16 protein-coding genes and 1 pseudogene are annotated in these 13,690 nt (G+C 48.9%); 6 read left to right on the top strand and 11 right to left on the bottom strand.

What is annotated here, in order from left to right; genetic code table 11:
- Positions 1 to 29: 29 nt before the first annotated feature.
- The 8 genes from NC981_RS02260 to NC981_RS02225 form a co-directional block, all read right to left on the bottom strand.
- Positions 30 to 200 carry a ssl1498 family light-harvesting-like protein gene (locus NC981_RS02260; RefSeq protein WP_348241356.1) on the bottom strand — a complete coding sequence of 57 codons (171 nt, stop codon included), beginning with the start codon at positions 198 to 200 and terminating at the stop codon, positions 30 to 32.
- A gap of 92 nt (positions 201 to 292) precedes the next feature.
- On the bottom strand, positions 293 to 736 hold the full coding sequence (locus NC981_RS02255) for an HNH endonuclease signature motif containing protein (RefSeq protein ID WP_348241355.1): 444 nt from the start codon (positions 734 to 736) through the stop codon (positions 293 to 295).
- 275 nt (positions 737 to 1,011) lie between these two features.
- Positions 1,012 to 1,839 carry a thiazole synthase gene (locus tag NC981_RS02250; RefSeq protein ID WP_348241354.1) on the bottom strand — a complete coding sequence of 276 codons (828 nt, stop codon included), beginning with the start codon at positions 1,837 to 1,839 and terminating at the stop codon, positions 1,012 to 1,014.
- Between the two features lie 110 nt (positions 1,840 to 1,949).
- Positions 1,950 to 2,276: a DUF86 domain-containing protein gene (locus tag NC981_RS02245; protein WP_348241353.1), complete on the bottom strand. Its 327-nt coding sequence runs from the start codon at positions 2,274 to 2,276 to the stop codon at positions 1,950 to 1,952.
- Entirely contained in the window at positions 2,273 to 2,602 is a 330-nt protein-coding gene (locus tag NC981_RS02240; RefSeq protein ID WP_348241352.1) for a nucleotidyltransferase family protein, read from the bottom strand. Before NC981_RS02240 ends, NC981_RS02245 begins: the two co-directional genes overlap by 4 nt.
- A 2-nt stretch (positions 2,603 to 2,604) precedes the next feature.
- The gene (thiO, locus tag NC981_RS02235) at positions 2,605 to 3,648 is read right to left on the bottom strand and encodes a glycine oxidase ThiO (RefSeq protein ID WP_348241351.1); all 1,044 of its coding nucleotides are present in this window, start codon (positions 3,646 to 3,648) and stop codon (positions 2,605 to 2,607) included.
- Between the two features lie 5 nt (positions 3,649 to 3,653).
- Complete coding sequence (locus NC981_RS02230; protein ID WP_190378472.1) at positions 3,654 to 4,034, bottom strand: hypothetical protein; 381 nt, start codon at positions 4,032 to 4,034, stop codon at positions 3,654 to 3,656.
- Between the two features lie 77 nt (positions 4,035 to 4,111).
- Positions 4,112 to 4,450, bottom strand: a complete 339-nt coding sequence (locus tag NC981_RS02225; RefSeq protein ID WP_348241350.1) for a 2Fe-2S iron-sulfur cluster binding domain-containing protein — start codon at positions 4,448 to 4,450, stop codon at positions 4,112 to 4,114.
- 122 nt (positions 4,451 to 4,572) lie between these two features.
- Here NC981_RS02225 and cimA point away from each other — a divergent pair, with 122 nt between their 5' ends.
- Together cimA and NC981_RS02215 are read left to right on the top strand one after the other, a co-directional pair.
- Positions 4,573 to 6,237: a citramalate synthase gene (gene cimA, locus NC981_RS02220; protein WP_348241349.1), complete on the top strand. Its 1,665-nt coding sequence runs from the start codon at positions 4,573 to 4,575 to the stop codon at positions 6,235 to 6,237.
- A 205-nt stretch (positions 6,238 to 6,442) separates the two neighbouring features.
- Entirely contained in the window at positions 6,443 to 6,661 is a 219-nt protein-coding gene (locus NC981_RS02215; RefSeq protein ID WP_190378469.1) for a DUF4327 family protein, read from the top strand.
- Positions 6,662 to 6,805: 144 nt separating this feature from the next.
- Here the strand turns inward: NC981_RS02215 and NC981_RS02210 are convergent.
- Positions 6,806 to 7,349, bottom strand: a pseudogene (locus NC981_RS02210) (hypothetical protein).
- Positions 7,350 to 7,420: 71 nt separating this feature from the next.
- Positions 7,421 to 9,226: a serine/threonine phosphatase gene (locus NC981_RS02205; RefSeq protein WP_348241348.1), complete on the bottom strand. Its 1,806-nt coding sequence runs from the start codon at positions 9,224 to 9,226 to the stop codon at positions 7,421 to 7,423.
- Between the two features lie 211 nt (positions 9,227 to 9,437).
- On the opposite strand from NC981_RS02205, the gene gatB reads away from it, so the two are divergent.
- Positions 9,438 to 10,946: an Asp-tRNA(Asn)/Glu-tRNA(Gln) amidotransferase subunit GatB gene (gatB, locus tag NC981_RS02200; RefSeq protein ID WP_348241347.1), complete on the top strand. Its 1,509-nt coding sequence runs from the start codon at positions 9,438 to 9,440 to the stop codon at positions 10,944 to 10,946.
- A 43-nt stretch (positions 10,947 to 10,989) separates the two neighbouring features.
- Complete coding sequence (locus tag NC981_RS02195) at positions 10,990 to 11,478, top strand: cyclic phosphodiesterase-like protein (RefSeq protein WP_348241346.1); 489 nt, start codon at positions 10,990 to 10,992, stop codon at positions 11,476 to 11,478.
- Here NC981_RS02195 and NC981_RS02190 read toward each other — a convergent pair whose 3' ends face one another.
- Positions 11,479 to 12,171, bottom strand: a complete 693-nt coding sequence (locus NC981_RS02190) for a DUF1997 domain-containing protein (RefSeq protein WP_348241345.1) — start codon at positions 12,169 to 12,171, stop codon at positions 11,479 to 11,481.
- 323 nt (positions 12,172 to 12,494) lie between these two features.
- Between NC981_RS02190 and NC981_RS02185 the strand changes: the two genes are divergently transcribed.
- Both NC981_RS02185 and NC981_RS02180 read left to right on the top strand, forming a co-directional pair.
- The gene (locus NC981_RS02185; protein WP_348241344.1) at positions 12,495 to 13,154 is read left to right on the top strand and encodes an NAD(P)H-binding protein; all 660 of its coding nucleotides are present in this window, start codon (positions 12,495 to 12,497) and stop codon (positions 13,152 to 13,154) included.
- Positions 13,155 to 13,209: 55 nt separating this feature from the next.
- Positions 13,210 to 13,569 (top strand): PAS domain-containing protein, encoded by a 360-nt coding sequence (locus NC981_RS02180; protein WP_348241343.1) that lies wholly within the window; start codon positions 13,210 to 13,212, stop codon positions 13,567 to 13,569.
- Positions 13,570 to 13,690 lie beyond the last annotated feature (121 nt).

Raw genomic sequence — 13,690 nt, 5'->3', positions numbered from 1 at the left:
TTACTGTAACGCAAGCTTTTTCGACTGTCTTAGGAAACGGCGATCGCGACAGCCATCAAACCACCAATCAAAATCGCGCCGCCAATCGCCAGAAAGATGTAGTTGCGCTTTTGGTTTTGGGTCGGCGGTTCTGCCTCGTACATCTTCGGCTCGATCGCAAAATTATTCAGCAAGCCACCCTCTTCCTTGACGTATCGCATGAGCAAATTTTCCCGTAGTGTTTTGTTAACTTTAACAAGCTGAGGGTAACTGCTCTCAATCTTAGGTATGAAAATTTAATATTTTGAGCGGCTCATTCCTTCAGCGTTTTTAGCAGAGCGGTTGGACGAGCCGCTTGCACATTGGTGTACAGGTGTGGGTAATGCACAAAAATATAGTGCTCGTATTCGTACCAGTGCATATCACTCTTTTCTTGGTTGCACAGTTGACAAATCACCCACAAATTACGGAAATTCATCGATAACCAGGGATATTGAGCGCGTGGCAGTTTGTGATCGATCGTTTTGCCGCCTCTGGTATTGAATTTGCGATCACAAATGGGACAGTACAGATCCGAGTGTTCGTGTACCCAGTCACGGCTTGCTTGAGTCGTGCCGCATTCGTAGTCGCCATTGATGTACCGCCAGTAGTCGAATTTGCCGTAATTTTCAAAATCCTGTGCAGTGAGCTTGTGATATCGCTTTTTACCAATTTTGTCTGCTTGCTTGAATAATGCTTCTAGATTTTGATCTTCCACAGCATTTCTCACTAGGATTTGAGAGTTTTATAGGTTTTCTGATTTGACTTCCTGCGGGATTTTTTTGAGAAGTCGATCGATTCAATTTCTGTATCTGGAAATTGTCGATCGATTTCGTCTGAAATTTCGTTTACGATTTCGGATAACTCTTGATTAAATGCTGCGATCTCTTGGGTGGTTTGATATTTATTGCCGATGCGATCGCACCCATCAAACACAAAACCTGAGCCAAAGCACTATGTCTTCGACTCAGGTTCATCTAAATCAAAAAGAAATTAAGCGTTTATTCTGCCCGTCATGGGAGAACTGGCGCTCGCGTAGGCTTTCACCGGAATTCTGCCCGCTTGATATGCCAACCGTCCGGCAACCGTGGCAAGATTCATCGCCTGTGCCATTGCTGCGGGATTTGCGGCTTGTGCGATCGCGGTATTAATCAATAGCGCATCGGCTCCCATTTCCATCGCTTGCGCCGCTTCGCTTGGTGTCCCGATTCCGGCATCGACGACCACCGGAATTTTCGCATTCTCGATAATGATTTGAATATTAGCGGTGTTGCGAATGCCTTGACCAGAGCCGATCGGCGATCCTAACGGCATCACAGTGGCACATCCGGCTTCCTCGAGTCGCTTTGCCAAGAGTGGATCAGCATTGATGTAAGGGAGAACCGCAAAGCCTTCTTTTACCAACTGTTCAGCCGCTTCGAGAGTGCCGATCGGATCAGGCAAAAGATACTTCGTGTCGGGAATCACTTCGAGTTTGACGAAATTATTGTCTTCTTGTCCCAACAGTTTCGCCATTTCTCGCCCCAATCTTGCCACGCGGATTGCGTCTTCTGCGGTCTGACAGCCTGCGGTATTTGGCAACATCCAAATTTTGCTCCAGTCGATCGCTTCTGCGAGTCCCTCATGTCCCGGTGCATTCGTCTGCACTCGTCGGACTGCAACCGTGACGATTTCACAGCTACTTGCTGCAATACTCTGACGCATTTCATCAAAATTGCGATATTTTCCAGTGCCCGTCATCAGGCGAGATTGGAATTTACGCCCCGCAATGATCAAATCATCGTCTAAGGATTTTCCTAGGGGCTTGTCTAAAGTTTGCATATCTTGTCGCCTCGATCGCGTACTGGTTGCGGATTTTCATTATGCCGAAAATCGCACCTCCCCAACCTTGAGAAATTGCGAATTCTCGTGATGATGACCAAGCTAAAGAATCATTCTGTCGTGGGAATGATTTTCTCTAAGACCGCGACAAGTTCAGGTAGAGCAATCTGCGTTGTATTCCAAATTGCTTCAAGATCTAAGTCATCGTATTCGTGAATTAGGCGATTCCGCATTCCAATGATTTTAGACCAGGGAATCCCTGAAAGCGTCGTTCTAGTCTCTGTCGAGATTCTACGAGCCGCTTCCCCAATGATCTCGATCTGACGAGTTACCGCCGCCTGACGCATCAATTCAAGCTCAAACGTTTCCCAATCGATGCCGGAAACAAAATCTTGAGCTAATTTTGCGGCATTTAGCATATCCAATAGATAGTTCACGGGGCTGCATAAATTACTTTGGCAGAGCCAAGGATTGCTTTACGGCGCAAGTAGTTATGGCTACGCTCAATGCCGCGCCGACTCACCAAATCGACCTTGCGATCGAAGATCTTCTGAATTTCTTCTTCCATCTCGACGAGATCAAATAGTGTCCAGCGCGCCTCTTGATCAAAGGACACCAACACATCAATATCGCTGTCATTTGGTCGAAAATCGTCTCGCAGCACAGAACCAAATAAAGCGAATTCTGTAATTTTCCAGCGTTGGCAAAACTGAATGATTTTCTCCTGGTCGATCTCGATTTGAATATCCTTTATGTTTTGCATCTCTAGTTGAATCGTGACCAATGAAACGCTTGGAGTCGAGAATCATTTCCAGTAAGAACGAATTGCGCGATCGCGCTTGCTGTCACCGGAGCCAGTAAGATTCCGTTGCGATAATGTCCGGTTGCAAGCGTTAAATTTGCATACGGACTTGAACCTAGTATTGGCAGTTCATCCGGTGTCGCCGGACGAAAACCATACCAAGTTTCTTCTAGTGTAAAGTGCTGAATCGGAGGATAAAGACAAATGGCATTGGAGAGTAATTGGTGAACACCGATCGCCGTATTTCCTGGCTGAAATCCCACATTCTCGCTGGTTGCACCGATCACAATTCGTCCATCCTGGCGCGGCACAATGTAAGATTCTTCGCCGAATAGAACTTTTTGGAGCGGTAAATTTTCGGGATGGGGAACCCGCACCGATAGCATTTGTCCTTTTCGGGGAAACACCGGAATCGGTAATAGCTCCTGTGACCAGGCTCCGGTTGCCAGAATGTAGCGATCGGCTTTCCAACTGCCTTGATTGGTTTCGAGATGCGTAATGTTTGAGTCCCCCGCAAACCGCTCAACGTGAATCCCCGTTCTGACTTCAATTCCTAATTCTTGTGCCGCCATCCACAGCACTTTTGCTAACGCCCGATTATCCACTTGAGCATCTTCGGGAAACCAGTAGCCGCCGAGGACTTCATCACTTAGATCTGGCTGATGGGTGAGTAGAGTGCTGCGATCGAGCCAATTGCTCGCTTCAGAATACTCATATCGCGGCGCTAAAATCCCGCAGGCCCAATAGCCCGCATTTAAACCCGTGAGCGATTCTAATTTGTGAATCCAATCCGGATAAAGAGCGCGGCTCTCCAAACACAGATCCAGCATTGGACTCGGTGGAATTTCTTCAGCTTGGGGTGCAAGCATTCCGGCGGCGGCGTGAGTTGCCGCTTCTGCAAAATCGCGACACAAAACCGTAACTGCCGCGCCGCGTGACTTTAGCTCGATCGCGATCGCAACTCCGATAATTCCTCCCCCAATCACTATAATCTCACGACAATTCATGGACGTTACCAAGCGCCTTGAACTACCGGAGGTACGGGTCGAGTTGAAGCTCCCGCAGGTAAACCAGAACCCGTACCGTTACCAGAATTGTCGGCAACATTATCTGACCCTGAACCTGGAGTATTCAGATCTCCTGTTCCCGTGCTTGGATTCAACTCTGCAACACCAACCCGCGATGCGTTGAAATCGTTAATCGGCAAACGATCGGGCGGAGTTTGGGCAAAGGCTTGATCCTGAGCCTGATTTTGATTGAGTTGATTGTTGGAATTTGGATTCAATTGATTATTAGATTGATTGCCAGATGAGAAAGTCGCGGCTGCTCTAGCAATCAACAACAGAGCAAGCCCGATGAGTACAGCACCGGTGAGTCTTCCATTCTGATTCATAATCGCTATCTCATAAAGTTCTCATGTTAAAAATCCCGATCGTGCCCGGAAAATAGCCTCCCGTAAAGTGTAGCTTTTTACGCTTCGGGTTTCCACTCGATCGCATCGGTCTGTCCCCAAAATCCCCCATATTTCGTGACGTGAACATCTCCTAAAACGCGCACTTGGCAGGCGAGACGGCGAGATTTTTCTGGATTGTGCGGTGGGAGGGAAAGTCTCGCGTTCTCGCGCCACTCCATCTCTGAGACGGCTCCCTCAATTTCGATCGCACAAGTGCCACAAGTGCCAATCCCGCGACAGTTAATCACGGTTGCGTTACCGTTATGCAAATTAATCCCATTTCTAATCAAAACTCGACGTAAATTTTCACCGAATTCACATTCGATCGTTTTTCCCTGAGCTGTAATCTCTGGCATTCCTCAACTCTCTATCATTACGATTTACAAACAACGATCGCCGCTATTCGCTGATCTCTTTCACAATTAAGAGATTGTCTTCATTTCCTACAATAAAGCTTTACCACAGAGTCACTCGCATCATGGCTCCTATTTTTTTGTCGATCTATGATACAACGCTACGAGATGGCGCTCAGCGTGAAGGGATTTCGTTTTCTGTCGAAGATAAGATTCGCATCGCTCGTGAATTGGATCGCTTAGGGATTCCGTTCATCGAAGGCGGTTGGCCCGGAGCAAATCCCAAAGACGTGCAGTTCTTCTGGCATCTGAAAGAGCAACCCCTCAGCCAAGCCGAAATCGTTGCCTTTTGCTTCACTCGTCGTCCGGGCAAAACTGCCGCAACCGATCCGATGTTGCAACCGATTCTCGCTGCCGGAACCAAGTGGATCACGATCGTTGGAAAATCCTGGGATTTGCACGTGACTGAAGGACTGCAAACCACGCTCGATGAGAATTTGGCGATGATCGAAGACACGATCGCTTATCTTCGACAGCACGATCGCCGCATTATCTACGATGCCGAACACTGGTTTGATGGCTACAAACATAATCCAGCATACGCGCTGAAGACCTTGCAAAGCGCGATCGCAGCAGGCGCAGAATGGATTACCCTGTGTGACACCAACGGCGGCACCCTACCGCACGAAATTGATCAGATTGTACGTGAAGTCAAAGCTGCACTCTCACCGATCCAGATTGGCATTCATACCCACAATGACTGTGAACTTGCAGTCGCAAACACGATCGCCGCAGTTAGTGCAGGCGCAACCCTGATCCAAGGCACAATCAACGGCTATGGGGAGCGCTGTGGCAATGCGAATCTTTGCTCTGTGATTCCAAATCTGCAACTGAAACTCGGTTATCAATGCTTACCGTCCGAGAAATTAGCGACCCTGACGCAGGTCAGCCGCATTGTCAGCGAAGTTGCTAACCTCGCACCCGATGACCACGCACCGTTCGTCGGATTGTCTGCATTTGCCCACAAAGGAGGACTCCACGTTTCAGCCGTGCAGCGCAATCCGATCACCTATGAACATATGTCGCCTGAGCTAGTGGGCAACAGTCGGCGGATTGTAATTTCCGAACAATCAGGAATCAGTAACATTCTGGCAAAAGCCCGATCGCTCGGCTTCAACCTCGACAAACACGATCCAACCTGTCGCCAAATTCTCGAATCGCTCAAACATCTTGAGCAAGATGGCTATCAGTTTGAAGCCGCAGAAGCGAGCTTTGAACTACTAATTCGAGAAGCCTTGGGAGAGAGAATGGCTCCCTTTGAAGTGCGAGGTTTTCAGGTGCATTACGACATGATGCCTGAATCCGCTCCCTCTCGCAGCTACTGCGGACGAGCGCGATCGCTGGCCACCGTGAAAGTAGCAATCCGAGGACAAGAAATTCTCGAAGCCGCAGAAGGCAATGGCCCAGTGTCAGCGTTAGATGCTGCCCTACGTAAAGCGTTAGTTAATCTCTATCCTGAGATCGATAGCTTTTATCTGACAGACTATAAGGTGAGAATTTTAGATGGAACAGCTGGAACTTCAGCCAAAACCCGTGTGTTAGTCGAATCCAGTAATGGCATTGATCGCTGGGCAACGGTTGGAGTCTCCGGTAATATCTTAGAGGCATCCTACCAAGCAGTCGTCGAAAGCCTAGAATATGGGCTACTGCTGCGATACCGTCAACCCACTGTGCAGCACTCAAACATACGGAAAACCGACGCTGCACATTGTCCTGATTCTGCATTATGATTTTGGATATAGTAAATGTTGCGATCGTCTTGTCATGAATTGAAAGAAATACGCTAACATTAGAAGCTGGAACAGCGATGCACTCTCGGAAACAGACACTCCCAAGGTGAACTCTACACAGGGAAATGTCTTCTGGTTGCCCCCGCGAAACATTTGCACAATTCAATTTACTCAATTTACAACTTAGCTTTGGTAGATGAATGGTATGAACCTACAGGTCGCCCATCCAATGGAAAAATTGCAGCGTCAAGTTCAAAAATTAGTAGACTCGAAGCTGCTCAAGCCCACAGATAGTCTTTGGAAGATTGCGCTGCTCTACGGTGACGATTGGAGCTACTGGAAGCAAGAACTCGAAGCCTTTGAGTTTTCAATGAAAGATCCCGTCAGCGAGCTGTTAGCCGTTGACAGTTGGGAAGAAGATTAAGCCTCGATCGCTGTTCTATGCGATCTGTGATTGGGACTTCCTGAGCATCCAACGAGTTCAATTCATGGGGCACTCAGATAGGAGACTGATTCAAAGGGCAATCTTCCTGGCGGAAGAACCACGGGAAACACTGTCTACTTCAAGCTAGACCTGTTCTTTCAACCTTCTACCAAGGAAGATTGCTCCAAAACCAGTCAAGTACATTAAAAGACTATAAACGGCAGCAGGCACTGCCATATCAGGATTGTTCAGCAGTCCGGCAGTAATGGCGATCGCAAGCGTTCCGTTCTGAATGCCGACTTCGATCGCGATGCAAATCTGTTGCGCCAATGGCAGTCGAAATAGCTTTCCCGCAAAAAATCCGCCCAGCGTGGCGAACAGATTCAGCAGCACAACCCCGATTCCCACCTGCGCAATAAATCCCGGCAGCTTGCTGCCTTCGCGCACGAGCAGCAGCACGATAATCAATGCTAATAGACTGACCGCAAGGCGGCTCATTTGCTTTTCCAAACGGTTTGCAGTGCGGGGAAACCGGTGGCGAATTCCCATGCCGATCGCAGTAGGCAACGGCTTTCGGGTCGCGAGTAATCCGCCGAAAATCTTCTGGAACTAGACTTAGCCCCATCCCTAACATGACAACACCCAGCGCTAGGGGTAACAAAACGGCAGTAAAAAGATTCGCTTCCACGGGCGATCCTCCTAGCCTGCATGATCAATTTCAGGTCAAACTCGATCGAGCCTGCCTGATATTGCTTGTTACTATCTCAACGGATCGAGATTAGGACGGACCTTAGCACGAATTGCGATCGCGCTCACATTATCGTGTCCGTTGTGTTGATTTGCCAAATCAATCAAGCGGCTGACGCTTTGATCCAGATTGCTTTGCGAACTGAGCATAGGTTCAATGTGACTCTGCGAATAGGCTTCTAGCAAGCTGTTATCGGTTAAGCCATCGGACGCAAGCAGCAGCACGGCATCTTCATTAATTTCAAAAAACTGCACATCAGGATTAACAAAATACTCATCACGCGGACCTAACGCTTGCGTCAGTTGATAAGCATCCGGGCGACCATACGCAATCTCAGGATCGACTCCGCGCAAAATCTCGCGCTGCCCGACTTCATGATCCAGCGTGATTTGCTCCAGTCCCAATTTGCGAGTGTAGCGATACAGGCGACTATCGCCAACGTGTGCTACTGCCACTTCTGTATCGTGCAGCAATAACATCACCAGCGTCGTCCCCATTCTGCCACTGCCCGATCGCAGCCCTTCTTGGTTGACCGTGTAAATCGCTTTGTTTGCCTGCTGAATGGCGTTGCGAATCACTTCCGCAGACGGTAATTGTGCTGGATGCTTACCTTGATCGATGTCGCGCCAATACTGTCGAAAGAATGTCCGCAGCGCGTCTACTGCCATTTGACTTGCGACTTCTCCGCTCGCATGTCCGCCCATGCCGTCGCAGAGAATGTATAGCCCCCGCGCCTGCACGATTCTGCTAACCGGGGTCTGCACCTTGTCGATCTGCGTATCAATCCCGAAACAATCTTCATTGTGGTCGCGCTGTCGTCCAATGTCAGTCCGTCCCGCATCTTCTAAGCTAAATAGCTGCATCGGCAGAACGATGGTTGGCATATCGTCCTGATCAGCGCTCGATTCACCGATGAGCGTCACGGGCATTTCTGAAGGTTCTGCGGTAGAAGAATCCTGGAGAAAATCTACGGGGGAGTGGGGGTCAGACATGATCTCAGAGTCAGTAAAGTCGGCTTGGGTATTGTGCGCGATCGCTTTGAGCCGCGATCGGAGGTGATCAAGAGTCAAAATCGATTCGGTCTGGAGATCGGCGATCAACTCATGTAAGGATGCCGACTGAGTTTGACGCAGTTGAGAGAGCAGGGTTTGCCAAAGTGTACCCAAATGTTTGAGGGTGGGCGCAGTTACGGACTCAGGGATCAGGTGTTCTAAACACAGCAGTTGGTCTTCATCGAGTCGCAGATTGTAAGGTTCTAATAGACTCTGGCACAGGTAATAGGGTTCCAAGGCTTCCCATAGGTCGAGCATTTCGTAGAACCAGTGGAGAATTTGGAGTGTGGGAACGCTGCGGCTGGTTTTGAAAAAGTTGCTCAGCATGGTGTAGTGCGATCGTTCTTCAAGAACCAGGATGTCTTGCGCTCCGTCCTGCCACGCATTGAAGAGCAACGGCAAGATCTGATTGAGGTAAGGCTCTAACTCCAGATAAGGCAAGGCGCTTGCTGGCGGCGTATCGATGATTGCAGGTTTGAGGGGGTTGCGATCGAGGACTTGCAGCAGGGGAGTAGGCGATTGCAGAATTTGATAGCGCTGTTCAGCATCGAGATAATCGGCACTTGGCTGGAAGGGTTGGGACATCCACACCGATCGGATTGTGCCTGTGAAGGTCTTGCAGTTTGCACATTGATAGGCGCTCCAATCAACTTGCTTACCACAATTTGGATTTGGACAAGGCTTATCCACGAGCGAAGTGCCGCACACCTGACAAAACTTATGGTGTTCTGGATTCTCAAATTGGCATTGAGGGCAGACCAGCATTCACAATTCCTCAGTTCCCGATCGGGAAGGTTTTTTCAATCTGACGCAGATTTCGCAATGACGCTTCTCTGATGCTTCGCAATTTTAGCCGATCCTTTGAATTCTGTTTGATCAATAAGAAATGGTAGGTTATCTCTCCATCCTTTGAATTCCTAACTTCTACCTTACTCCTCTAAAATATATCTAGCTTTTTCACAGGCGTATTGTTTTCATGACTACTGCTGCTCCTGCTAAAACTCAGTACGAAGCGATTATCGGACTGGAAACTCACTGTCAGTTGAACACTGAGACGAAGATTTTTTCGGATAGCTCAACTCAGTTCACGAGCGATCCGAACGTTCATATCGATCCGGTTTGCATGGGAATGCCGGGGGTCTTGCCTGTTCTGAATCAGAAAGTATTGGAATATGCGGTGAAGGCGGGACTTGCGCTTAATTGCCAAATTGCGCCCTACAGCAAGTTCGATCGCAAACAGTATTTCTATCCAGACTTGCCGAAGAATTATCAAATTTCTCAGTATGATTTGCCGATCGCAGAACATGGCTGGCTGGAAATCGAAATTACCGACGATAAAGGGAAGCCGTTGCTCGATGAAAACGGCAAAGCGAGAACGAAGCGCATCGGCATCACGCGCCTGCATATGGAAGAAGATGCCGGAAAACTGGTGCATGGAGGCAGCGATCGTTTAGCCGGATCAACTTACTCGCTGGTAGATTACAACCGCGCCGGGGTTCCTCTGTGTGAGATTGTGTCCGAACCGGATATGCGAACCGGACAAGAAGCCGCCGAATATGCTCAAGAATTGCGCCGGATCATGTTGTATTTGGGTGTGAGCGACGGCAATATGCAGGAAGGATCGTTGCGCTGCGATGTCAACGTTTCGGTGCGCCCGGTGGGACAAGAAGAATTCGGCGTAAAAGTCGAAATCAAAAATATGAACTCGTTTAGCGCAATTCAAAAAGCGATCGACCACGAAATCGAGCGGCAAATTGCGGCGATCAAGAACGGCGAGAAAATCGTGCAGGAAACGCGTCTTTGGGAAGAAGGGTCACAACGCACGATTAGTATGCGGGTGAAAGAAGGATCGAGCGATTATCGCTACTTCCCTGAACCGGATTTAGGGCCGATCGAAGTGTCTTCTGAGCAATTAGAAGAATGGCGATCGCAGTTGCCCGAATTGCCGTACCAAAAGCGTCACCGCTACGAGGAAGAGTTGGGGCTTTCGGCTTACGATGCGCGAGTTCTCACAGACGATCGCGCCATTGCTGAATACTTTGAAGCGACGATCGTTGCGAAAGCCAACCCGAAACTGGCAGCGAACTGGATCATGGGTGATATCAGCGCTTATCTGAACAATTCGCGCAAGAGCATTACCGATCTTGCACTCAAGCCCGAAACGCTCGCCGAACTGATTGGACTGATCGAAGATGGCACGATCAGCAACAAAATCGGCAAAGATGTGCTGCCAGAACTGCTGGAGACGGGCGGATCGGCAAAAGAACTGATCGAGAAGAAAGGCTTGATTCAGATCTCGGATGTGGGTGAGATCGAGGCAGCGATTGATGCCGTTCTTGCGGCGAATCCGAATGAATTAGAGCAGTATCGCGGCGGTAAAACGAAGCTGCTTGGCTTCTTTGTAGGCAAGGTGATGAAGGAAACTGGAGGACGGGCAGACCCCAAACTCACCAATCAATTGCTGGCGAAGAAGTTGAACGGTTAAAGAGGGGGGCTGGGCGATTTTGCTCAGCCCGTTTTCTATGATCATGAAGGCTTCATTCTGGTTAATGCCGATCGAGCGCGATCACAGCCTCTACCAATCCCTAATCACCAATCTCGCGCACCGCTACAACGCACCAATTTTTCAACCGCACGTCACCCTCTACAGTGGTGAGTGTGAGCACGATCGAGTCTCCGAATTTCTCAAAAGCCAGTCCAGCTTCGAGATCAGGTTAGAAATCGATCGCATCCAATATTCTGAACAATTCACCAAAACGCTATTCATTCAGCTTGTTTCAACGCCCGAACTGAATCAACTCAGCGATGAGATTCAGCGATTTTTTGGCGGGTCGTATTCCCTTGATCCCCACTTAAGTTTGATTTACGCTCCTTTATCTGAAGCGGAGAAGCGATCGCTCGTTGAGCAAATCCAACTGGACGATCGAGGGATTTGCTTCGATCGAATTTGCGCGATCGAAACTCCGACCAAAACCCAAACCTGCGAAGATGTCGAGGCTTGGCGGAAAATTGATTAATTACAAGCGCTTGCGGCGTGTACGCTTCGGCATGGAGAGATTGCGCGACGCATGAAAATCTTCCTGAACCTTGTGCGTCAAACGGCGAGAAACCTGGCGTACCACTTGGCGGAGAATGCGATCTCCCGTATTGCGAACCAGCGAATCGGGAAGCGCATGAATAAATCGCGGAAACTGAATTGCCACCTGCAAATCAAGCTGCCATTGAATTTGAGTCATTCTTAGCGTAGGGTTGCTCTGGCTTGGATGCTCAATTAAATTCATCGCCGCTTGAAAATCAACCTCGTAGCCAAGCGGGGCTTCATTTGGAACGGGAACGGTTTCAATCCGGTAAATGCCTTCCTGCTGCGGCAGTAAATCCAACCCGATCTTCGGTTCAACATCATACCCGAATGCCCCGAAATGCCCGATAATCAGCGCATAGCTGTTTCGTCCGATCGGCTCGACGTGCATTGGATGAGCACAGCGATGAAACCACTCCTGATGCACATCAAGATACCGCGCCACCGTTCGGGCATCGGCATTCATCTCCATTGAGTCGATAAAGCGGCTGGAAAAAATCATCGGCTCATGCAGCAGCATTTCAGTTCCGTGGGCAGGATGCGACGGCGCTCCACTTGCGCCTGCGGCATCGGTGGAACGGGTGAAGTTAGGATTAGCGAAGTCCGAAGAATCGGTTGGTTGCGATTGCATTCACTCTCTTCCGGTTGCCGTTGGTCAAGGTCAAGGTTCCCTAAAGGATACAGATAGGCTTCAACTTCAGCATGAGGATTACTGAAAGTTCATTGAATCGATATGTCTCTCAAATGTCGCGGAAGTAGTCAGATCAAAACTTTGTATTTCTATTTACAAAAGTTAAAAGTGCTTTCGTCTTGTATCTTACTGCGAGCGCCAAGAATCTGCAAAGGATCGCCAAAGATTTAGGACAAGTCGATCGTCAGCATTTCTTTCTTGCGCCCGATGTAAAGCAAAAAAGAACCAATGAAAACTGTAGAGATTCTGATTAGGGATGACGTATGAAAGCATTTGTAGCAGGTGCAACGGGCGAAACTGGACGACGAATTGTGCAGCAGTTAGTCGATCGTGGGATTGCGGTGCGAGCGTTGGTGCGAAATCTGGAAACGGCGCGATCGATTTTGCCGACTGAAGTAGAACTGGTTCAAGGAGATGTTTTACAGGGATCACAGTTGATCGGCGCAATGGGCGATTCTACGGTCGTTTTCTGTGCAACTGGGGCAAAACCGAGCTTTGACCCCACGCAGCCCTACAAGGTCGATTATGAAGGGACAAAAAATTTAGTCGATGCCGCAAAAGCAAAAGGAATCGAGCAGTTTGTTTTAGTAACTTCGCTTTGCACCTCGCAACTCTTTCATCCATTGAATTTGTTCTGGCTGATTCTGGTGTGGAAAAAGCAGGCAGAGGAATATCTGCAAAAGAGCGGATTAACTTATACGATCGTTCGTCCCGGTGGATTAAAAAACGAAGAAAACGAGAACGCGATCGTCATGTCTTCTGCCGATACGCTTTCTGAAGGTAGTATTCCGCGCACTAAGGTTGCTCAAGTTTGCGTTGAGTCCGTCTTTCAACCCAGCGCCCGCAATAAAATCGTTGAAATCGTCGCGAAACCAGAAGCCCCTCAGCAACCTTTCGAGACGCTCTTCACTGGAGTAGCTTGAGCATCTAGCAGTGCAGTTGGGAAGACTGGGGTTAATTATTCTATCCCCAGCCTTTATGTCAGCTCCATCCATTGAGCAACTTAAGCACGGCGACATACCGTTTGTTGCCGCGAACCAGTCTGGAATCATTGTCGAGATCAATGCTCATTTTGAAACAGTGTTCGGTTGGACTCCGGCGGAGATTATTGGCCAGCCTTTAAGCGTACTGCTCCCCGCTTTTTTTCGTGATGCTCACCATCTAGGGTTTGCCCGATTTTCTGCGACTGGAAATTCAACGGTTCTAAATCATCCGCTTAATCTTAAAGCTGTTACCAAAGACGATCGCGAAATCGAATCCGAACACTTCATCATCGCAGAACGGCGGGGTGAGGAATGGCTATTTGCAGCAACTCTACGTCCACTTGAGCCGCGCTAATGCTCGATATAAATCCGTTGGTGAATCAACTGAGGGCAACGCTCAGCACAATGGAAGTGGCTTTGGGCGCAGTTGAGGACTGCATTATTTAGATCGATGCTCAGGGGCGGGTCAAATGGTG

The organism is Leptolyngbya sp. DQ-M1 (assembly GCF_039962505.1).
Lineage (GTDB): Bacteria > Cyanobacteriota > Cyanobacteriia > Leptolyngbyales > Leptolyngbyaceae > Leptolyngbya.
This window is presented reverse-complemented; position numbering and strand designations above follow the sequence as displayed.